At 48.3% G+C, this 21,586-nt stretch carries 24 protein-coding genes; 3 read left to right on the top strand and 21 right to left on the bottom strand.

What is annotated here, in order from left to right:
* Window positions 1-126 precede the first annotated feature (126 nt).
* On the top strand, window positions 127-1,698 hold the full coding sequence (locus NOM90_RS07445; protein ID WP_255941061.1) for an aminotransferase-like domain-containing protein: 1,572 nt from the start codon (window positions 127-129) through the stop codon (window positions 1,696-1,698).
* A gap of 287 nt (window positions 1,699-1,985) precedes the next feature.
* Here NOM90_RS07445 and NOM90_RS07440 read toward each other — a convergent pair whose 3' ends face one another.
* The 18 genes from NOM90_RS07440 to NOM90_RS07355 form a co-directional block, all read right to left on the bottom strand.
* Window positions 1,986-2,933 (bottom strand): LLM class flavin-dependent oxidoreductase, encoded by a 948-nt coding sequence (locus tag NOM90_RS07440; protein ID WP_255941060.1) that lies wholly within the window; start codon window positions 2,931-2,933, stop codon window positions 1,986-1,988.
* Between the two features lie 57 nt (window positions 2,934-2,990).
* Window positions 2,991-4,397, bottom strand: a complete 1,407-nt coding sequence (locus NOM90_RS07435) for a deoxyguanosinetriphosphate triphosphohydrolase family protein (protein ID WP_255941059.1) — start codon at window positions 4,395-4,397, stop codon at window positions 2,991-2,993.
* Between the two features lie 349 nt (window positions 4,398-4,746).
* On the bottom strand, window positions 4,747-5,667 hold the full coding sequence (locus NOM90_RS07430; RefSeq protein WP_255941058.1) for a peptidoglycan recognition protein family protein: 921 nt from the start codon (window positions 5,665-5,667) through the stop codon (window positions 4,747-4,749).
* A 60-nt stretch (window positions 5,668-5,727) separates the two neighbouring features.
* Window positions 5,728-6,189 (bottom strand): phage holin family protein, encoded by a 462-nt coding sequence (locus NOM90_RS07425; protein ID WP_255941057.1) that lies wholly within the window; start codon window positions 6,187-6,189, stop codon window positions 5,728-5,730.
* A gap of 42 nt (window positions 6,190-6,231) precedes the next feature.
* Complete coding sequence (locus NOM90_RS07420) at window positions 6,232-8,112, bottom strand: hypothetical protein (RefSeq protein ID WP_255941056.1); 1,881 nt, start codon at window positions 8,110-8,112, stop codon at window positions 6,232-6,234.
* Window positions 8,112-8,606: a putative phage tail protein gene (locus tag NOM90_RS07415; RefSeq protein ID WP_370866591.1), complete on the bottom strand. Its 495-nt coding sequence runs from the start codon at window positions 8,604-8,606 to the stop codon at window positions 8,112-8,114. Before NOM90_RS07415 ends, NOM90_RS07420 begins: the two co-directional genes overlap by 1 nt.
* Window positions 8,607-8,733: 127 nt before the next feature.
* Window positions 8,734-9,873, bottom strand: a complete 1,140-nt coding sequence (locus tag NOM90_RS07410; protein ID WP_255941054.1) for a baseplate J/gp47 family protein — start codon at window positions 9,871-9,873, stop codon at window positions 8,734-8,736.
* Window positions 9,866-10,333: a DUF2634 domain-containing protein gene (locus NOM90_RS07405; protein WP_255941053.1), complete on the bottom strand. Its 468-nt coding sequence runs from the start codon at window positions 10,331-10,333 to the stop codon at window positions 9,866-9,868. The genes NOM90_RS07410 and NOM90_RS07405 overlap by 8 nt, the downstream gene beginning before the upstream one ends.
* Window positions 10,326-10,715: a DUF2577 domain-containing protein gene (locus tag NOM90_RS07400; RefSeq protein ID WP_255941052.1), complete on the bottom strand. Its 390-nt coding sequence runs from the start codon at window positions 10,713-10,715 to the stop codon at window positions 10,326-10,328. The genes NOM90_RS07405 and NOM90_RS07400 overlap by 8 nt, the downstream gene beginning before the upstream one ends.
* Window positions 10,708-11,691, bottom strand: coding sequence for an XkdQ/YqbQ family protein (locus NOM90_RS07395; protein WP_255941051.1), 984 nt, complete (start codon window positions 11,689-11,691; stop codon window positions 10,708-10,710). The genes NOM90_RS07400 and NOM90_RS07395 overlap by 8 nt, the downstream gene beginning before the upstream one ends.
* Window positions 11,688-12,314, bottom strand: coding sequence for a LysM peptidoglycan-binding domain-containing protein (locus NOM90_RS07390; protein WP_255941050.1), 627 nt, complete (start codon window positions 12,312-12,314; stop codon window positions 11,688-11,690). Before NOM90_RS07390 ends, NOM90_RS07395 begins: the two co-directional genes overlap by 4 nt.
* A gap of 56 nt (window positions 12,315-12,370) precedes the next feature.
* The gene (locus tag NOM90_RS07385; RefSeq protein ID WP_255941049.1) at window positions 12,371-14,287 is read right to left on the bottom strand and encodes a hypothetical protein; all 1,917 of its coding nucleotides are present in this window, start codon (window positions 14,285-14,287) and stop codon (window positions 12,371-12,373) included.
* A 31-nt stretch (window positions 14,288-14,318) separates the two neighbouring features.
* Window positions 14,319-14,447: a hypothetical protein gene (locus NOM90_RS07380; RefSeq protein ID WP_255941048.1), complete on the bottom strand. Its 129-nt coding sequence runs from the start codon at window positions 14,445-14,447 to the stop codon at window positions 14,319-14,321.
* A gap of 23 nt (window positions 14,448-14,470) precedes the next feature.
* Window positions 14,471-14,905: a phage tail assembly chaperone gene (locus tag NOM90_RS07375; protein WP_255941047.1), complete on the bottom strand. Its 435-nt coding sequence runs from the start codon at window positions 14,903-14,905 to the stop codon at window positions 14,471-14,473.
* Window positions 14,906-15,012: 107 nt separating this feature from the next.
* A complete protein-coding gene (locus NOM90_RS07370) occupies window positions 15,013-15,420 on the bottom strand; it encodes a phage tail tube protein (protein ID WP_255941046.1) in 408 nt (135 codons plus the stop codon).
* 108 nt (window positions 15,421-15,528) lie between these two features.
* Complete coding sequence (locus NOM90_RS07365; protein ID WP_255941045.1) at window positions 15,529-16,986, bottom strand: phage tail sheath family protein; 1,458 nt, start codon at window positions 16,984-16,986, stop codon at window positions 15,529-15,531.
* 1 nt (window position 16,987) lies between these two features.
* Window positions 16,988-17,194, bottom strand: a complete 207-nt coding sequence (locus NOM90_RS07360) for a YqzN/YkzM domain-containing protein (protein ID WP_255941044.1) — start codon at window positions 17,192-17,194, stop codon at window positions 16,988-16,990.
* Between the two features lie 50 nt (window positions 17,195-17,244).
* Window positions 17,245-18,069, bottom strand: coding sequence for a hypothetical protein (locus NOM90_RS07355; protein WP_255941043.1), 825 nt, complete (start codon window positions 18,067-18,069; stop codon window positions 17,245-17,247).
* Window positions 18,070-18,650: 581 nt separating this feature from the next.
* On the opposite strand from NOM90_RS07355, the gene NOM90_RS07350 reads away from it, so the two are divergent.
* Window positions 18,651-18,824, top strand: coding sequence for a hypothetical protein (locus tag NOM90_RS07350; protein WP_255941041.1), 174 nt, complete (start codon window positions 18,651-18,653; stop codon window positions 18,822-18,824).
* Between the two features lie 184 nt (window positions 18,825-19,008).
* The gene (locus tag NOM90_RS07345) at window positions 19,009-19,251 is read left to right on the top strand and encodes a type B 50S ribosomal protein L31 (protein WP_255941040.1); all 243 of its coding nucleotides are present in this window, start codon (window positions 19,009-19,011) and stop codon (window positions 19,249-19,251) included.
* Window positions 19,252-19,409: 158 nt separating this feature from the next.
* Here NOM90_RS07345 and NOM90_RS07340 read toward each other — a convergent pair whose 3' ends face one another.
* The 3 genes from NOM90_RS07340 to NOM90_RS07330 form a co-directional block, all read right to left on the bottom strand.
* Window positions 19,410-20,294: a hypothetical protein gene (locus tag NOM90_RS07340; RefSeq protein WP_255941039.1), complete on the bottom strand. Its 885-nt coding sequence runs from the start codon at window positions 20,292-20,294 to the stop codon at window positions 19,410-19,412.
* Window positions 20,291-20,827: an RNA polymerase sigma factor gene (locus tag NOM90_RS07335; RefSeq protein ID WP_255941038.1), complete on the bottom strand. Its 537-nt coding sequence runs from the start codon at window positions 20,825-20,827 to the stop codon at window positions 20,291-20,293. The genes NOM90_RS07340 and NOM90_RS07335 overlap by 4 nt, the downstream gene beginning before the upstream one ends.
* A gap of 88 nt (window positions 20,828-20,915) precedes the next feature.
* Window positions 20,916-21,422 (bottom strand): ArpU family phage packaging/lysis transcriptional regulator, encoded by a 507-nt coding sequence (locus NOM90_RS07330; protein ID WP_255941037.1) that lies wholly within the window; start codon window positions 21,420-21,422, stop codon window positions 20,916-20,918.
* Window positions 21,423-21,586: the final 164 nt, after the last annotated feature.

The raw sequence follows: 21,586 nt of genomic DNA, 5'->3' as shown, positions 1-21,586 counted from the left end.
GGGCGTCAATAGAACAGATCTATAAAAATAGAACAGATTGTCTGTACATTACCGTAAAATCAGCTATGATAGTCTCAATACTCACACATTCAGATCCGGCAACCCCGGAAGTAGGGAGAACCCATCATGGAACAGCACCCTTCCCTTTATTCATATAAACGCGATCGTCAGACCGATTCGGCTAGTCCACGTGGAAATTCGAGATCGAATCGCTCTCATACCGTCCCTGACGGATTTTTGTTACCTCTTGCTAACTCTGCGGAGCTTGCGGTGGAACTTCGGATTCGGATCGCTCGAGGCGATTGGATCGAAGGAGAAAAATTGCCTTCGGTTCGGCGAATGTCTGAAGAAACCGGGCTGCACCGCTTGACCGTATACAAAGCTTATAATCGTCTCAAAGACGAAGGATTGATCGAATCGCGTGAAAAATCCGGTTATTACCTGACCGTCCCTCGTCGCCCTGCGGAAACCGGATTTGCTAGCGTACAGCGCTTTCGTTCGGATGATTTTGAGACTTCCGATTCGGAGACTATGATCACGGAAGCTTCGCAGCCCGCACTTCTGGGCGAACTGCATAGCGTCGAATGCCGGTATCAATTTTCGCAAGCGCTAATCGATCCGCTGCTGCTTCCTAATTCATATCTGGCGGAAGAAGCAAAGCATGTATTCGACCTGCACCCGCGTGTACTCGGTACGTATGCCCCGCTGCAAGGCGACGAAGAATTGCTGAACGTGATGCGCCGCTATATGTCGGAAACTTGCGGCTTCGTACCGGAAGGTCAAGAATTGCTGGTGACGAACGGCGGGCAAGAAGCGATTCATCTGACTTGCGAAGCGTTGGTGCGTCCCGGCGACGCGGTACTGATCGAACAACCGAGCTATAGCGTGGCGATCGAAATGTTCAATCATCGCAACGCGCGGTTAGTGCCAGTCGATATTCATCCCGACGGTTACCGCATGGACGAGATCGAAGCGCTGATGCGCCGCCATCGTCCGGTTCTTTTTTATCTGAATCCGACTTTCCATAATCCGACCGGATGGTGCGTGCCTGCCGAGCAGCGCAAACAACTTGCGGACCTTGCCGAGACTTACAATTGTATTTTGGTGGAAGACGATGCGTTTCGCGATGTGTATTTCGATGCGCCGCCTCCTCCTCCCGTTTATAGTTACGATACATCGGGCAATACGATCTATATCCGTAGTTTTAGCAAATACGTGTTCCCGGGTCTGCGGATCGGCTGCCTTGCGGCACGTGCGGATCTGATGCGTCGTCTGTTGGTGGCAAAAGCGAGAAGTACGGGCGGCACGCCGCTATTGAATCAAAAAGTGTTCGCGTATCAATTTCAATCGGAACGGTCGCGTCGGCATCTGCATAAGCTGCGTACCGCGTTGCAACTACGTAAAGAAGCGATGGAACAAGCGCTACAAGGCTCGTGCTGGCATTGGAATTCGCCGCAAGGCGGTCTGAATCTATGGATAGAGTTGCCGGAGGAGATCAAACCGAAGCAATTGCTTGCGGACGCGCTAGGGAGCGGCTCTAAAGAAGACGCGATTTCGTTTGTGCCGGGGTCGTTTTTCGATCCGGCGGGACGGCTGGATCAGCATATTCGGCTGAGTTTCTCGATGCTGAACGAGCGGAGAATTGCGGAAGGGATCGCGTTGTTACGCTCACATGCGGAGAAGCAGAAAAAAGGCTAGTTGTGAGGTAGCCTTAGTTTTGTGGAGAAAGTTACGTGAAGGTGGGAAACAACAAGACTACGAGGGATTCGTTTCGGTCGCTTGTTGAACTTGAGAAAATTGATTTAACTTTTGATAGGAGTTTTCTCAAGTTCAAAGGCGAACACTATCGTTCCTGCACTGAATCCCTCTCCGTCTCCTCGCTTCCAGTTACGTTTGGTGTTCTCAACAAGTAAAGGCTATCCTAATGGATAGCCTTTTTTGCTTAAATGTTTTGTTGATATTTAAAAGATTATTTGTTGATTTGATTAGTTTAGCCCTGCTGCTTCAGCGATCAGGCGGTAAGAGTCTAGGCGGTCAGTGTAATTGGTTACGGGTGAGACGACCATGATCTCGTCGGCTTGGTACGTTTCTTGCAGGTCGAGTAATCGTTCGCGTACGCGGTCTACGTCGCCTAAGATCATCGACATGCGGTCGTCTTTGCCTTTTAAATCCGGGCGACCGATTGACGATTGCGGGAACTGCGCTCGGAACTGTTCGGCTAGCGTTAGGGCTTGGCTATCGGTTTCGGCGCAGATCGCGTGTACGGCAATCATCACATGCGACTTCTCGCGCGTTGCTGTGGGTTGGAACTGTTCGCGGTAATTTTGCACCACTTCTGTCCCGTCCGTCGAACTCATGAATTGGCCGAATGTATAATACGCGCCGCATTGTGCTGCCATATTCGCGCTTTTGGTATTCGTACCGAGCATCCATAGTTCCGGCGGTTGCTTGGGGTTCGGACGTGCTTGTACGGCTTCGCCGTCGTAGCGGTAACTGCCGTCCAAAATTTCGCATAAGGTGCGAACTTTATCCGGCATTTCTCCGACATGGGACAAGAAATTGCCGCTAAGCGCCATCGTTGTATGCGCGTCCCCGCCCGGCGCTCTACCGATGCCTAGATCGATTCGCCCCGGATACAAAGCCGCAAGTAAGTTAAAGCACTCCGCGACTTTCAGTGGGCTATAATGAGGCAGCAATATCGCACCCGCGCCGATCCGAATATGGTTCGTACGAGCGCCGATATGCGCCAGCATCACTTCGGGCGCGCTACAAGCTAGCGAATCCATTCCGTGATGCTCGGACAGCCAATACCGATGATAACCCCATTGTTCGGCATGACTCGCAAGTTTCGCCGATTGCTGCAAAGCTTCTTCATCCGAAACTCGATCCAAACGCGGAGACATATCTAAGATGCCTAAAGTAAATTTCTTCATGATGTCTTACCCCTTCCCTTACGTCCGAGTTGCCTCGGCTCGCTTCGGTGTGGAACTTTAATCAATATCGTAAATCGAACCGACTTTCAATCCATATAATTCGTTGTAGATTTTTTCCGCAAACGTATCGGTCATGCCCGCGATATAATCGATCACCATACGCTCCCATGTCCAGACCGGCGTTTCTTGCTTTTGGTCGCGTTCAAAACGGTGCATCCAATCGCTAGGAATAATCGATACTGCCGTTTTCGGATCAACGAAAGCATCCCATAGACGACGGATAATCCATTCGCTGCGTTTTTGCAATCGTTGGACGCGCAGATCCCGGATCATCGTGACCCAAGCGAAGCTTTTGAGCACGCTCACGGTACGCAGCATATCATCGTTTTCCATGCCGTCTTTGACGAACGTGACTTTTTTCCAATTGCCATCATCGATCACACCCAGACTGCTGACAAAATGATTGACCCAATACGCTTTAACTTCACGCCGCGTACGGGAAAAGTCCCGATCGCATACCGGCCATTTGGAATTCCAGACCTGAAGATAATCGTCGAGTACCGCGCTGACTTTCATGCTGATCGATTCCCGGTCTACTCCTTGCCATACCCGATCTTCAAGCGTTTGAATTTTTTCCAAAATCAATCGGTGCGTGCCTTCGTCGTGCATAAAGTGTTCATGGACTTCGATCTTGCCTGCTTTGATGCCGTCTTCCAAATCGTGCGCGGAATACGCGATATCGTCGCATAAATCCATCAACTGCGCTTCGAGCGTCGTTTTGCTTTCCGGAATTCGCCATTCATTACGTATATTCGAAATATAATTCCATTCGTTGCGGTACATGCCTTTTTTATTTTCAAGACCGGAGAACGGATACTTGTTAATGCCAAGCAGCACCGCGTCCGACAAGTTCAGTCCATCCAAGTTTTCGCGCTTCTCCAAAAACATCATTAACCTAAAATTATGGGCGTTGCCTTCGAAATGTTCATAGCGGTAACGCATTTCACTGCGCTTGGCACGTTTTTGTTCGGCGGTTTCTTTTTTGCCGCGAAGTGCTTTATGCGTCCGGTCTTCGATCAACTTTTCCAAAATATCAGCAAGCACTTCTTCGCCTTTATGTCCAAATGGAGGATGCCCGAAATCATGCGCGATCGACGCACATTCGACGACTTCCGGGTCCAGTACAAGCCCCGGGCTATCTGCACGCTCCAATGTGATTTCGGGATGTTGAAAGACTAGATTTTTCGCAGCTTGCCGCGCAATTTGCGCAACTTCGAGCGAGTGGGTTAACCTTGTGCGATAATAATCGCCGGTTCCCGCGCCGAACACTTGCGATTTGCCCTGCAAGCGGCGGAACGTCGGGGAATGGATTAACCTCGAATAGTCTCGCTCAAACGAAGATCGCGAAGCTTCGTGCTTGTCTTCGGCATGTTGCCGGTGTTCTCTTTTTTCCATCAAACTCATATCGTTACAGCCGCCCTCTCTATCTGTTAAACTCTCTGTCTGTTGAATCGGTTGGAGTCGATTATACCCGTTTTCTTGACCGTATAAAAGAGGAACAGAGTTTTGAGTTTCATTATAGCAGAGGATGTGACGAAAATCGGTTTAGAAAATATGTGGGGATAGGCGTGCAGAGAAGCTTGTTAAACGTGAAGATATTGAACGCGAAAAAACCTCGGTACTTTTCCGGGATTGGAAAATGTACCGAGGTTTATAAAAGGAGCGGGGTTGTCTGGCGGGGAGATTGAGACGTACGGCTTAAAAAGTTATAGATGATTTCAGATCGCGGGCAGATGTATATTGCCGTCATGCTTTACGAAATGGGTAGCCCGGCTGCAAGCCGCAAAGCATTGGCGCGGTCATGGGCGAGCTTTGCAGCTTCGGTATCTTTGACAGCTGTAGCTTGATACCACGCCGGAGAAAGCCAGCGAAAAACAAGTTCTTGCACATTTGATTTATGCAGCTTGATTGCGCTTGGCAAAGGGCGAAGTTGATCGTCGATGCTCGCTGCTGCGCGAAGATTGACTGCAAGGCGGTGAAAATGTTCGGCTTCCGGCTGCTTGTCTGCCACTCGGGCTTTTGCCCAAGCAGGGCGGACGTATTCGGTGATCAGCGCTAAAGCAAGATCGACCGGAAGCGGTGTGAAATCGGCAACCGGAACGGGGGTGTTGGCGATGCTGTTAAGTTCGGCGGTGACATCGGCGATCAAGTCTTTGAGCGTCAAACCGCCGGATTTGAGGGCGTTGTCGCAATCGATTTTTCGCGCCGGGTCGAGCTGCTTATGGCTCGGGATAAAAAGGCGCGGGTCTTTGTTCCACTTGTTGCAGCAAAAAGCCAAATACCAGACAAAACGTTGGTAAGCTTGCTGGAAGTTGATATTGCCGCCGTAGCATAATTCAATGCCTAAAGCGGCGTCATTGGCGTTGTAGCCGAAGCGTTCATTGTCGGCGGTGACGTTGTACAAGACGTGCCAAGCTTTTTCGGCGGGATCGGACGATGTTCCGGTTGGGATGATCTCTAAAATTTGCCGATCGTCGATAAACGTATGCGCGGATGCGGAACGATTGGTTAAGGTATTGAAGTAACGGTAGTGGTTCTCGGCGGTCGCGCTGGGATTTCCGGTGTCGTGAGCGACAAAAAAAGCCGGCGCCCCGGTTGTTAGCCGGGTGCCGGGTCTGGTGTTGGAGCGCTTGGCGATGTAGCGGCGCTCGATGGGGTATTTGCTGAGGTTCATGAAGATATTCCTCTCTTTTTAGAATTTCGTATCCATAGATATTTAATCTAAATCTTACCTTTAAGCGCTTCGGTTATCCGGTGGAGCACTTTCCGAACTTTCTTCTCGTTCTTTTTCCGACTTGATCAATTCTGGCTGTTCCTTCGAGATTAACTGTACATTCTCGGTAGGATTGGATTTAGACTGGAAGATTTGAACCGCATTGCGCAAGAAATCTGGCATCGGGACACCGATCTTACCCATGTTCTCAATAACGGAAAGAAGCTCGTTGGCAAGATAAAAAAAGACGACCGCATCCCGAAAGATGTGCAGGTCGCCCAATACTGTGTCAATAAGATGTGCGATAGCCACGACGGTAAACATCGCTACTTTACGCAAAATACCCAAAAATCCTGTCCGACTTCTCAACTCCCCTCTTAACCATGCCGCCGCCCATCCTGTTGCCCAATCAATCGTTACAAGTACCAGCAGCAGTGCGATTAACATGTTTGAACCTCCTAGTAGCCAACCCAGCTTTTTCATGATGATATATGAGACAGGTGAGCTGGCATGTATATTTAAATTTTAGATATTTTTTATTAATACAGTGCCAGGAGAACCAGAAAAACCTGGATCCGATACAACAGGGTTTGTATTAGGCCTATAGTAGCCTGGAGTCTGAGAACCTCCATATCCTCCAGAGCCTCCAGTAACAGAAAGGTTTCCTGAATTTTTATAATTAATCTTATAAAAAAGAGAAATTACACCGCCACCAGCACCTCCTCCTCCACCTCCACCATATGATCCCCAAGTATCACTATAAACAGAAGGCGATCCTCCTCCGCCTGCTCCACCTGTTCCTCCCGAAGCAGAAATTATTCCTGTTGAACCTACAGTTATAGAACCCTTCGCTATGATACAAATAAAACCACCTGCATACTGTCCGTCTCTTCCTACACCGGCGTTATAATCAGTGCCACCGCCACCTCCTCCACCTCCTCCTCCATAAACTCCTCCACCTCGTTGCCCTACGGTACCTGGAGTACCGGAATTTCTATAAGTCATTCCGCCTCCTGATCCTCCGCTACCATTTATACCCGCGTTTCCTCCAGCCGCCATGTTGCCTGGTGTAAACGATGGATTCGGAACATCTTGATATTGTATAGAGCCGCCTGCGCCTCCTGGATGATACGAGTTTTGGGTATTGATATCATAAGCTGTACCTCCTCCTCCACCCCCTCCGAAACCACCTACGCAGAGCCTTCCAGCTCCTCCCGTACCTCCAGGTCCTCCATAAACAGCTTTACCACCATTTCCTCCCGCTCCTCCGTATAATTTCATCACACTTGATAAATATGTTGTTTTATACTTATCTGGAGTCTCAGGTATAACGGGATAACTAACATTGAGACCTCCTTTCGCTATCATTGTTAATGTGCCGTTGATCGTTACATCTCCATCAACAAAAATAAATAGACCGCGACAAGGATTAGAAACTGTAAACGTATGACCAGCATTCAAAATAAAAGATTTATAATTTTTAACGACAATAGGTCCATTTAATGTAGATGGTAATGTCGTATTTGCTGTTGAATTAAAATCTTCGTCAGAACCATCTCCAAAATATTCTCGCATTCCCCCTCCACTACTCTTTATAAAATTTGCTCCTACTTTGCGAAACTGTACGGGAAGTCCTGGAGGAAGATCACCGGCAGCAAAGTCTGCACCGTCAGTATTTTTTAAGGCAACAACGACGTTTCCTCCAACTTTTAAAGTTGCCGCACCTGTGTTTACAACATGAGGAACAATCGTAATACCAAATCCCTCAGGCAAAGAGCTAGGTACAGGATCAAGCGCGACTGTATAAGACGTTCCAGTTCCACTCGTCACCGCATATCCTGGCTGCCTTACATAATCTAATTGATCTAACTCTGTTAAAGCTCTCGTCCACGGCTGCCAAAAATTATTACTTTCTTTTTTACTACGTGTCCATTGCCGCATATTTTTTTCAGTCTGTACAGTGCCTGCATAGGATTCATAGAACACTTGATATCCTCCACCACTTACGCGGAACGTAAGTACGTATCCGTTTGTTGTCGGCCACCCCGCGGTCGAAGTCGACACCTTAAACATGCTGACCCCACTCGGGTATTCTCTACCACCATTATCTACAGCTGGCGCGTTGATCAGCACATTAGCATTTAAGTAGTTATCTGCCAAGCGTAACGTATTCTGTTTCGTTTCCAGTCCTCTACGTAACGCATCTGCACTGACTGCTTTCTGTTTATCCGTACTATCGTATGCGTCAACTAAATCGATCTTGATATCTCCAATCGCTTTTGATAGCTGCTCTTGCGATACGGCGCCAGTATCGATTGCCTGAATCAGATCCACAAAATATTGTCGATTCACATTCTCGTTTCCAAGCGGAATCGGCAAGTTCAAATTCGTCGTTATTTCTGTCATTAGTTCCAGACCTCCAGTTCGTTCCAAGTTTGATGAAGTTCATCAAATTGGTTCCATGTTAACTTCTTGCTATCGAGTTCTTTCCAAATCAAATACGTAAACGCATATTCCACCATCAAATGCGCAGGTTTTATATTTTCGATCGCTTCTTTCAAGTCGTCTAGGTTAGGAGGTAGACCACGAGTTCCAACAAAGGTAATCGTAAACGACCACTCTTCCGGCTTGAACGTAACATCGACCGAGCCCCGTTCATACGCAGCCGCCACATTACGCACCATTTTGCCGGAAAAGACGCCACCGCCTCGTAGCTTCGACTCCACGACCGAACGACGTTGCTCAATTGGTTTCGCAGGATCAACTTCAATATCCAGCTCCCGTTCCCACAATTCCAATCCCCAAGTCGCGGTTCGCACAAAAAACTGATCCAATGTCTCGTCCAGCGCCGCGTAAAGCAGATCCATTTCCTGACCTTTAGTTTCCGTATCCGCGCGCATGATCCGAGACGTCTCGTAATATTGCGGCAGGTACGAAAAAAGCTCCTGCCCTTTCGGAGAAAGAGGGAGCTTTGAATCGTCATAGGCAAGCAAATCGGAAGTACTTTTTACATGCTGCAAAACGGTCTCACTCATGTACCGTCACCGTCCCTAGCACCGCCACCTGATGTTCTTCCATCTCAATATTCCGGTCGCTAACACCGCCTACTGTTAGATCCGTGTAGTCGATCAAAGGAGGAATATCGAGCAAGATCGCGGCAATCCGGGTATAACGAACGAGCGGATCTTGAAAAGCAAGCTGCTTCAGGTATGCCGTCACTCCTTCTTCGATCTGACGTTTGACGTCGGCTGCGGAAGCGCCACTGGCAAGCGTCGGTGTGACTTCGATATCGATTGCAACTTCTTCTGCTGGCATAACGCTCACGACGGGTCCCGCCGGAGCAGCGCCTTCACCTTGACCGTCTTGCGTCGGATCGATGTACAGCTGAACAGCGGAGACGATCGAAGCACTTGCGGCTCGTTTATCATTATCCAGTAGATAGATCCCAACAGTCCCGGGTCCTTGCCACAGTGGAATCACGCGGCTTGCTCCAACTCCTGCGATTTCGCTTGCCCATTGCCGGTACTGCGCTTTGTTCCCGCTTGTGCCTTGATTACGGACTTTGGCGTAAAAGCGTTCAAGTAGCGACATGTCCGACTCGATATTTGTACCGCCCGTGGTAGCTGCTGAATTGTTCACACCTGTCACACCGGATACCGAATCCGATACTAGCGAGATCGAACCCGCCGGAACGTTGCCTTGCGCTCCAGCGATTGCGGCGCGAACCTGTACAGATGCTCTACCGTTTTCACCAATCGTGATGCTGGACGTCGTTTCATACTCTTTTGACGCTTCGCCAATAGCTTCATCCGAAGGAGAAGATACGGTGGTTCCCGCAGGAACGATCTTCCCCGGCTCTCCGCTAAAAAATACGGTTCCTTCCGAAAAAGTAGCGACCCGACGCGTTACGCCATGTTCGCCCGCCCGCAAATCCAATTCTTCCGAACGGAAGTTGCTGTCTGCGCTCGCTGACGTACTGGCAAACCCTCGACGAAGCAAATCTTGCGCCCACAACGCCGCTTCCGACAACATAAACGCCGCCGGAGCTTGAGCATCCCACAGAAACGATCCTTCCGACTTGTCCAAATCGTTAGGAAGACGTGCTAACATCCGAGCCCGAATATTTTCCTCCGTCTGATCTTGCAAATAATAAGGAAAATCAGCCAAATTCAATCACCTCGCTTTCCAAAAATTCTACGTCTTCTTGTACACTCGTCACTTGGCAACTGAACGTACATCCATCGCCGATCCATGCGAATGAAAATTGATCGACCGAACTTGTCCGATCGTCAGCGAGCAATGTTTCGGTCACCATACGCTCGACTTCGCTTTCGATCACGGAATGGGGATAATCGCTGCCAAGTAAGTCTTCCAGTTCGCTGCCGTAATCGCGTGAGTAGATCACGTGGCGATAACGCGGAGTGCGAATTGCTTTTTGGCACCATTCGATCCAAGCTTCCCGGCTGTTTGCTACCGCAACCCGCCCACTAGGCGTCGTCATAAATTCGCCTTGGGCATAATCGAACTTCCACCCTTTTCCGAACGTTACGACGTTCGAATCAGCTTGAGCGACACTTTCTTCGTCTCCCCAGAAAAAACCGCCGTTATCGGGAAAAAGATTAGCCATCCGCGCCCACCACCTTACAAAGCACGACTACATCGTTCCCGCCGTTAACGCGGATTGCCAACACCCGATCGCCAGGCTTAAAGCCGTCGACGTTTAGCGTCACGGTACTTTCTCCGCTCGAAGGATCACCCGACTCCGAACCATCAGCAGCAATAGCGGATTGGGAACTTTCCGAGCCGCCACTTGAAGCATCCGTCTGCAAAGTCCCCGGCAAAGCCGCAACCCAGTAGTCTTGCATCTCGTGTTTGAAATCGTCTAATTTTACACCGGATGCTGTCATCGTTCCCAAAACGCCGCCAAGACCGCTTGCCATTTGTCGGGTATGCCCTTTCATTGCGGAACTCATCATATCGGCGAATTGTCCGTAAGGATCTTTAGTCAAGATAAAACCTCCTTTTTACCGAAGCTTCGGTTGCCAGTTCCAGCGTCATCGTCCCCGGATCGCCAAGATCGTGACTCGCCGACGTGACAATCAGCTTCATCTTACTGAGCATGACGGCATCGCCCGCTCGAATGATATTGATATCGGGCGCGGTAACCGTGAACGTTTCTTGAATACCGGTCAAGTAACTTTGCGCGAGTTTTTTTGCCGCTTTCGCCGTCTTGACCTGATCGTCTGAAATCACCTTTTGCAAAGTGCCCAGTTCTTTCGTGCCTTTTTCTTCGACGGTCAAAATTTTGGATGGAACTTCTTTGCCGTTTGAAGATTCCGCTGCTGCCAGCACTTTGACTTTGGTTACGGCACCTTCGAGCGTCCGCATCTGCGCAACGTCGATCAGAGCGTCCAGCTCGTAGACTTTGGTATTACTGCCGAGTTCGAATAGTTCCAACCCTCGGCTTGTCATCCGGGGATGGTACATCGCACCGCCCGACTTTGCCGTTTCTTTCAAATCTGCGAACAACATCGAGAAGATTGTCTGCGATCGGTACACCGCTTTGGCGAGTTTGATTTTCGTATCGACCGACTTGCCGATTGTGATGCCCCAGTCTTTCGCATATTTTTGCAAACGTTGAGTCGCGGTCTGGTCTTTCGGAAACAAATATTCGTCTTCGGACTTCTCCAAATAGATCATTCGATCGTACAACGTTAGCGAGATTCGCTTTGTCCCGCTATTCGTGCTTTCGGCTTCCCAGATCACGCCCGGATTGAGCAGCGGCAACATGTCTTTTCCGTCAAAAGGAACGCCGCTTACTCGAATCGGCGTTCCCGGCGTGAAATCAGGCAATGTTTTCGCGGAAGATACGGCGAGCCGCACATTTGCCTGATACGCAATCTGATCGAGCGCATCGCGCATACTGATACTTTCGACCATCGGCGTAATATCGGTATTCGTGTTCAAAATGACTTTGTAGCTCATGTCGGCATCACCAGCTTTTGTCCCGGCTTAATCAGGTTTGAATTAGGACCGATCACTGCTTGGTTCAATGCGTAAATCGATTTCCATTTGGCTTCCGAACCTAATTCTAGCTTGGCGATTTTGGACAACGAATCTCCGCTTTTGACGATGTACGTTTTGCTGACGGGTTTGAGATCGGCTCGCTTAAGTGCTTTGACCGCTCCATATTTGCCTTGCAATTTCGCATCGCGCCATGTCCGAAACGTCAGATCGAAATAAATATCGCCCGGTTCTCCGCCGCGGAACGAGCTATTATAGCTGATCAGGTACACTGGAACATTGATCCCCGTATGCGAAATCACCAACCGTACCGGTTCTGCCGATACAAGGAAACGATTGAGTACGTTAACCGCTACCATCGGATCGGGAATTTTGCGGAACTGGCAATAAGACGGATCATATTCTTTTGGAAAAAAAGACGAAAAACTGATCTCTTTGATCTTATCGCCTTGCGCAAAATCGAACTCTCCGTGCTGCAACATATTGACCGTTTCATATCCTTTGGAACGTGAGAAATTGATTTCTTCCGGATTGACGGGAAAATGAAAATACTTTTTGTCGCCGTAAAACAAGAAAATTTCCACGGCTGCCCTCCTTTCTTTGACCTACGATTCAAAACTGTCCATGTGGAATAGAAATCTTAGGTCGCCATAACTTTAGAAACTCCAGCCGAACCGCCGCCTCCGCCAGAAGGTTTATAGTTGTTGAACGCCTGGCGAACTTTAGCTACGATTGCTGCTCCGATCTTGCCTTCGATTTCGGCATAGTCGATTTCCTCGTGGATATCGAGTTGTACGGCTCCTTGAGGAATCGTAATCGATACTTGGTTAGTCACTTCGGCTTTGAAGTCTTTGAGCATACCCGATATAGAACCAAGTTGAGCTTCGCTAAGTTGAACAGATTCTGACCCTGCTTTAGTTCCTGTACTACCTTTAGCTGCTACTTTCGAAGCTAACTTTGTTTGATAAATAGCAGGTACATTGAGTGCGCTTGCTGTCGTTGTCGAACCAACTGCTGCTGATGTAGAAAGATAATTAGAGTACGTAGCACTTGGATTAGCTATAGCTGATGCAGATGAAACTGCTGGAGCAGCAGAAGGCGCTGTTGTTGCTTCCGGCGTTTTTTTGCCAAACAAATTTTTGAATTTTTGCCCGATCCAATCAACCCCTTCGCCAATCGCTTTTCCACCTTTTTCAATAATTTTGGATTTCTGTATCCAATCCCCTGCCACTCCTCCAAAATAATTCCCAACCATAGCTCCGGCTGGTCCTCCAAAAAACGCTCCAGCTGCTGTTCCGACAACAGAACCAATCGCTTTACCACGTTCTTCTTTGGGAGCTTGGAATATAGATGCTGCACTTGAAACAATTGCAAGAGGAACAGCCACTTTTCCTAAGACCTTGCCGCCTGCTTTCAAAAGATTTTTCCCAGGAATTTTGTCCATCAGATTTTTCCCTTTGTCTTTAAAAGAGTTAAATTTTTCTCCTATGGAACTCAAAAAAGCAGGTTTAGGCAGTTTAGTTAAAGCATTTTTCTGCGAACCGATAAAGTTTTTAAAAGATTCGCCCACTGTTTTGAAACTGAATGGTTTACCTCCTTTAGAGGAAGCATTTTTACGTACTTCTGATTCGCCTGTTCTAATTTTCCCGTAACGATCGTGATAATTTTTGAGCGTATCGGAATGTTGCTTTGGAACAGGTTTAGGTGCCGATTTATCGGAAGTCGAAATTTTAGTAGCATTCGATTTTGCTGAATTGGATCGTTTGTTTCCTTTGCTATTGCTTTTAGTATTTCTTTTGCCTTTGCTGCTTTGATTTCGACCTGAATTAGGTTTTCCTTTGCTTGCTTTTCCAGCATTTGCATCTGGATATATCTTTTTCTGTTGCGTCATTTGACGAATTTTCCCTGAACCTCTGTATGAGAAGTCTACTAGAGCCAGAATGGTATAAATACTTCCTAAAACCCCCATGATCTTACTGCCTGTACTTTTGTTTTGCTCTGCTGGCTGGGCTTGAGTAGTACTATCAAACAATAGAAGCTGAGTTGTATTACTTCGGATCGCTTTCGTATTGTCTTGAATCGCTTCAATCAGACTTGATGAATCTCCACTCATATCGGAAGTTTTAGTTGGATCAGCAGTTTGCTTTCCTTCTATTTTCATTGTTCCGCCTGCATTTATTTTAAGGCTACTGAAAGATTGCAGCTTTTCTTTTAACCCATTCAACTGACTGGTTACATGATCTTTAAGATCAATTGAAATTCCAATCTGAAGCTGGCTTACTTTAGAAGCTGCACGATAAAGCGCAGAAAATTCATTTGAAGCTGATGTCACTTGCCTATTCAAACGTTGTATGCCCGTATCGTAAGTAACGCTTTGTATTTTACGTGCCGCTCTATAAACTTGATCAAAGTAACGAGAAGTCAATTTCAATTCGCTATTTAATTTAGTCACATTTTGATAACGTGCCCGTCCAAATCGATCGGAAGCACGTTGAATTTGATCCAAATACCTGACTGTCGATTTAAGTTCTGTTGAACTGGCTGAAAAATCTGCCATATGTTCACCTCCTTATTTAGAAATGTAGTGTTTAATTGTTGTCACTCAGCGCTTCCAGCTCCTCTTCCGAAAAAGCCAGCAACATCAACCGCTCCCCGCGCGGCAAATTCCAGAACTCTCCGGGACGGAGGTGATGGCGTACCCACATGTGGTACATCATTGTCGTCACTCCGCCGGAGTGGATTAGTTTTTTACGTCAGCAAGCTCCACGCCGAAGCCGGACAGTTCCAGCACTTTGTCGCCTACCGCGTCCAGTTCCCCCGCAAGCAACATACGGCGCACCGCTTGTTCGCCGCCGGACAACTTGAGTCGGCTCGTGATACGCGGGTCGCCCCAGCCGTTCAGCTCCAGCCCTTTCACTTCAAGTTTCGCGGTCGCTTCCGAGATCAGCAGCGCATTGAACGTCTCGCTATCGACTTTTTCTTCGGTGCGTCCTTTGACCGTTTTGCGAACCATACAGCGCTCGCGAATTCCGTCGACTTTGCTGGAAGTCAGACCGCGCAGCGTCATACGCAGATCAAGGCGTTGGATTACGATGGTTTCTTCCGGCAATTTGTCGGCGGCTTCGAACAGCACATCCAAAATTTGTTCTTCGGACATATTTTCATGGTTACTCATAGCAAGTTTCCTCCTCGAATGTGTACGGATATTTAAAAACAAACGACGTGCCAAGACTCGTAAGTTCTGAGCCAAGCACGCCATTTTCGTAGATTTATATTAAAAAATCAGTTCGCGCGAATCGGATCGAGCAGCTCATAGCCTTCGAACGTAAACGTCGTTTCTTCCGCGACTTCTTCGCCCGCGTTCCAGTTAGCGAGTTGAATTTTGTCCGGCATGCAGCGAATCAGACGCACGCGCTCGTGACCGTACGATTCCGGGTCGTCAAGCTTGGAGATAATATCGAACTTTTGGAACCCGCGGCGGATCATATCCGAAGTGACTTTGTAGCCGCTCATCGTGCCCGTGCCTTTTTTCGCGCCGTTTTTGTGTACTTTCCAATCGCTTCCGGTCAGGCTCAGCTCGCGCTTTTCGATCTCTACGCTAGCTTCCAATTTATTGATATGCGATTGCCATACTCCATCGATATGCAGCTGACCATACGTTCCCAAAATCACTCTCGAAGCATCTAACATATTATTTCCTCCTTGAAATTGTTGTAGTAGGTTTGATTGATCTATTTATTAAAAAGAAGCGTTTTACGCAGTATTCGTAGTTGGCGTAAACGCTTCTTATCCGACTTTTTATTGCACGTAGAACGTGCCGAACAACTGCTCCATCACATCGGACAACTTCACATTCCATTGCAAAAAGACTTGGTCGGCTTCCGGCTTGGTAATCGGAGCGTCGCCGTAATAAGCCGGATCTTGGATCACGTCAAAACCACCGGTTTCGATTACGCCGCTTTGAGCAAGCAACGCCAAATATTCTTTCATTGCGCCAATCAATGCAAGGCGACCTTCTTCGGTATTGTTGACTTTACCGATGTAAGAATCTTCCGCCGTACGCTGGAGATCGCTGCTGATCGTATCCATCACGCGGACGGAGCGGATTTTTTTCCACGCGTTGTTTTGACCGCTAGCCGGCGCAACCAGCGTATTGATGCCGCGCAGCGTTTTAACTTGGCGACCGTCGTGGAACAACAGGAATACGCCGTTTTTCACCGCGTGTTCTTGTTCCGAACGTGTCCAGCGGCGAGTCACATCTTCAAATGGCGTCGCATGATACGTTGTCGATTCATTCAGACGTTGCCCTGCGATCAGACCCGCAACATAGGCGCTCGTTTGCGCCGAGCTGTATACTGCCGAACCTAACTTCACGCCGGTTCCTACATTGACGATGCCTTCATGATTCAGCGTCGCCGAACGTGCAGACACCAACGTTGGCGCGTTGGTAGATACATCGTCAGCCGCCGAACCGCCGACTACGAGCGTAATCCCGCGACCTTCTGCGCGCAGACGCTTCACGAATGATGCAAAACTTTGTAGCAAAGCAGAATCTGCTGCAAAATCAAGCGCCAATACGTCAAAATCCGTACTTTCCAGCGCCGTTTGCGCCGCGATATAATCCGCGTTCGTCAGTTCGCCGTTACCGCTTGCGCCGCCTGCAAAAGCAACGCCCGATACTTGCGACAATACCGATTCCGGAGCCAAAGCTTCCGCTTGAATCCAAGCATTTTCTGCATCGGCATTAATCATTTCGACGAATGAAGCGACGTCTCCGCTTTCGGATACGAATGTACGCAGCAGCTTCGAAGCTTCATACAAACGCAGCTCCAGCGCATTTTCTTGCGTCATATTCGGTTGTACCGCTACGCGGAAAGTATTCCCTCGGCTGCCGGTATACTTCGTAGTCAGACGCAGCGCATTGGTTTCGCCGGACTTCAAAGTCAGCGATGCCGCTGCCGCTGTATCGTCCGCGATGCGGTAAGCGAGCAGCTTTTGCGGCCCGCCCAGCAAAGCTAGATACAGCGAATCGTAAGCGGTCGCTCCATCTGTTTGTTCATTCGAAAACGTACGGGCAATTGCCGCTTCGCTTCCGATCTCGACAAATTCGCGTTCGGGTCCCCAATTGCTTTTAACAATAACCGCGACCGTGCCGCGACTCCCCGGTTGAATAGCCGAAGCCGCTGCCGCCTGAAAATTCATATAAAGTCCCGGAAGGACCGATTTTTCTGTTGTACTCCAAGTTCCGCCTGCCATATTACTTCACCTTCGCTTTCATAAATTGGTTGATTTGCTCTGTGACTTGCTGTTTGGTAAAATGCTTCGCTTTTTGTTGGCAAAGCGCACCATGTACGACTTCTGCGCGTACACCGAATAGACTTTCAGCGTGTTCCATCCATGCGGATGCCGGATAGAGCGCAGATTCGCTACTCGTAGAACCCGACGACTTCGTTATTTCGTTCATTCCAATCCCACCTTCGTTTCCAGCTCTAACGTCTTGGACCTAAATCCATCTCAGTCCGTCTGCTTCAGACCGACGCTGCCCATCAGCACCGCCGGTTCTGGCTCGACAGGACGCCCATACGCTTCCGCGACCCGCTCCAGCACATCTAGCCGAAGCTGACCTTTCAAAAAAGCGTCGACCTCCAGATCGACGTTCAGATCCGCGATCGTCGCGCCGCGCCGACCAGGTACAGTCGGCGCTAACCGCGGCGCGGAGCTGAACCGCTCCGCGAGCAGCGATAGCGCTTCGCGCTCTTCGGCTGGCGTGCGCCCCAGTACGTGCGCCGTATACGTCCGCCTGACATCGTAGGCAGACGGCTTTGCGGTCACTTTGCGGCTACCGGATAGCCGCCACAGTACGCAAGGTCTTGCCCATGCCGACTGCCAGCGGTCGGCATAGACTTGCCAGTCCGCGCCGAGCTGCGCGGACGTGTTCTCTATCAGCGCGGCAAGTTCCGCGCTGGGCACTCCGGTCTGCTCGGCAACGCCGCCAGGTTGCCGATATACGGCAAAGCGTAAGCCCCGCGTAGCCGCGCCGAGCAGACCGTCGGTGCGATCGCCGTCGGCAGAACCGGCAAATACGCAAGTGAACGCTGTATTTGCGTCAGCTTCAGTCGTTGCCTCCGAATCAGATGCAACGTAGATCGGCTGCTCGTGTAGCGCCGCTTCGATTTGGCTCGCTAATCTTTCGACCGTAGCGAAGCTTCCGGCGGTCTCGTCGGCATACGGAAAGATTTTAATGATCCGTCGATACCCGACCCATTCGCTTTTTTGAATTTCTTCCGCGAATGAAATTACCGCTCCGTATCCGATATACGGATGTCCGAGTGACGGCATATCGTGAACATGCCCGGTTAGCTCCGGTACGCGTTTTTCTAACGCTTGCTTGAGTTGCTCCCGAATAACACTCCCTCCTTCCTTTCTCGCTCCACGCCCAAAACCGCCAACAGAAAATCTATTGGCGGTTTAATCAAGGTCGCGCTTGATATGAACAATTTTTCGTTCTTCGGGGGTTTTGCAAAAAGGCTCTGTCGCCGCTGGTCGCCTAAGCAAAACGGTTGCGCCTTTGCGTAAAAGATCGCATCCGTTCGTATGGCTCATTTAAGCTTCTCGAGCTTTCGGCGCTTGCCCTCTTGCTCAACTTCCCGATGATATAATCTTACCGCCTTTTTCACCAAACGAAGATGGAGAAGCGTCCGATTTCTGTCCGATAAACGCCGAACAAAAGACGGGTCTAAGGCGAAAAAAAGACGAATCCACTTCTAATCCTTATGACAGCGCGGTTTCAAGCCTACCCCATCCATCTCACAGACTTCGATCTCATTTGCTCATCCATCAATATTCATGATAAAATTGTCAAATTAAACATCACTTTTCTTCATTTAAAAATCTAACTTTAATAAAGGAGTCGTGATCGTATGTTCCACAATAACTTGAACGGCAACGATGAAGAAATCGCTAGACAGCGAGCCCATCATTTCCATGAAGAAGTGTCCAAGACCTCAATAAAAGGAACGATTATTACAGGGCTTATTATAGCAGTCGTTTTATTTGTCATCTTTTACGGAATCGCTTATTTTAGTACGCACTAAAAGGTTCTTAAATCGTGTTTCTTCTATATAATAAAGAGCGCTTTGCGATTCACATGTCTGAACTTCTTTTAATCTACAAAACAAATTTTTCCTCTTCTCGATTTCAATATTGTCAAGATGCTTGCCTTATGCTACTATGTAGTGTATGTGATTATTGATTATTCTATGAAGGAGTTGAAAATAGATGAAACAAGGAATCCACCCGAACTACCAACCGGTAGTATTCATGGATACGAGCACTGGGCACCAATTCTTGAGCGCTTCGACTCGCAAATCCAATGAAACTGTAGCTTGGGAAGACGGCAACACTTACCCGCTGATCAAAGTGGAAATCACTTCCGATTCGCACCCGTTCTTCACTGGCAAACAGAAAATTCTTGATGCTGGCGGACAAGTTGAACGCTTCAAAAAGAAATACAACATGTAAGAACAAGCTCGCGCAAGCGAACTTCTACGATCAGGCAGCGGATTTTTCCGAAGCCTGTTTTTTTTGCGTTTTTTTTATATCGCCACGATTTGCATATAGAAAAAGCCGCAACTCCTGAGTAGGAATTGCAGCTTTTAACTTTTACGCGTGGATGAATCTTACTGATTTCCTTCGCCCCAACCTAGATCTGGACGCGCCAACTTATACAGCTCCACATACGACGCTTTTTGCGGTGTATCTTTGAGAACTTTCCAGCTTTCGCCGTCTTTTTGCATCTGAATCGCGCCTTTCAACGCCAGCGGATCGCGTCCATTGGAGAATGTCAGATCCAGCGTATAATCGAACGTGATTTGTTTTTCGTCTTCACTCACGCTTCTCATCTTCATTTGCATATTTTCGACTGCAATCTCCGACTCTGTATTTATTGCTGCATTGTAAGGCGTATTGCCTGCTTCATTTGTAAAATAAACACTTAGGAACTCCGGTTCCGCATACGCCAATAGTTCTTTTTGACGTTTTTCAACCCAATTAATAAACCCATCTCCAGCATCTTCGCCAGCATTCATTTCACGGTTATATACATCCAGCTTTTCTTGCGTGACTGTCCAATCTTCTTTTTTGAAAGACTCTGCCATTTGCTTAGCTTGCGCAATTTCTTCCGAAAGACCTTGTTCTTGGTCTTGTCCGCCGGCAATACCTCCCGCATTCATTCCGCCCGCTCCAGGATCAGTCTGTACACTGCCTGTGACAGGTGCGCCGCTTGGATTGATCGAATTCATTAGCCCTGCTGAACTTGCTCCCCAAATACTGATCGATACAATACCTGCGGCAACTACAGTTCCCCAAGTCCATTTCGACTTTCTTTTTCCTGCTGCATACGTGTGATTCATGTTTGATTCCTCCTTGATTTTACGCATTTGCTCAAATGTCGGCTCTTGACTTATTTGCCGGGGCTCTTGGCTCAATAGGTTGTACCAAGTCGGTTTTTCTTCTGAACTTTGCGCTTGCTTGCGGTCATGATCCGGCTCTTTGAATCGGTTCATGTCAGTTCCTCCTCGTCCATCATACGTTCCATCTTTGTTCGCGCCCGAGACAGTCTCGATTTGTATGTGCCTTCCGGTATGCCTAACATTTCTGCGCCTTCTCGCGCCGTCATTCCATAATGGGCTTCCAAAAGCAACGTCTCGCGTAACTTGTCCGGTAATCGAAAAACAAGTTCCCAAATCCGTCGTTCGCCCGCTTCGGCTAGATATGCTTTTTCTGCTGAAGCTTCGACTTCACTTCGATCAATCTGCGAAAAAGGAATGACCCGACGAACAAACGCAGAACGTTTATGATTCACCCAAATATTTCGTGCGATACGGATCAGCCAAGTTTTGACCGAAGATTCTCCCCGAAAAGAGTCCCATCCCCGCAGTGCTCGGATAAACGTATCTTGCGTTAGATCGTCGGCAGTAGAGCGGCTTCCCGTCATAAAGAAGAGATATTTCCACACCTCGCCCCAATAGGTGCGTATGACGGTATCCGGGTCGGCAGCTTGCATCGGTACAACCGGACGGCTATTGATCTTATCCATCTGCTCACCTCTTCTACCCTTATAGACAACGCAGATTCAAGATCGTTCCCTTTTTTGCGAAAAAAATATTTTTATTTAAAATGACGAATTAAGCACGTTTTCCGACCTTGTCTTCTACACGGTTCGTTGTTCCTTTTGCTAACAGTTCGCTTAGTTCAATTAATCCCATAGCCGATAGAGTCAATGCCATTTTGTAAAAAGCGCCGGTACGTACCTTCACATACGTATCTTTGCTGATCGGCGGATCGAACAGATGATTATACACTTTGTAGTCGAATACATCGTCTTGCTTCATATAACGTTCGCGCAGCAGCAGACGTTCTCGGTCATTGAGTCGTTCGACAATTCGTTCAATTCGTTCACAGTACGCGATACGCGCAGCAGGCATATCCACATTATAGATCGCAGTGCGCGCGGTCGAATCGCTGGTCGTACCGGTATAACCGGAAGGAATATCATGATAAGAAGAAGTCACGCTAGCTTCTCGTTCCTCAAACGTAATCGTTTTGTAAATCCGATATTTTTCCATAGCCGCTTCAATTGCCGCTTGCGTTTTCCGACGATCCAGCTTCGGTAAATATAACGTTGTATCCATATTGATCTCTCCTTTTGTTGTCTTTTGGCAATATTTAAAATGGAAAACTTCTCTTTTTAAGCTTTTGTTCGCATCTTGTTCGTATTTCTGTTTTAACCTTACCATATGTTTTCCAAACTCGTAAAGAGTAAATTTGTCGTTTTATTCCACAAGATGCAGACTTA

Origin of the sequence: Saccharibacillus sp. JS10, assembly GCF_024436065.1 — a bacterium.
In the GTDB taxonomy this organism is placed as follows: domain Bacteria; phylum Bacillota; class Bacilli; order Paenibacillales; family Paenibacillaceae; genus Saccharibacillus.
Note: the sequence above shows the minus strand (reverse complement) of the source record. Positions and strands in the feature narration are given on the sequence as shown.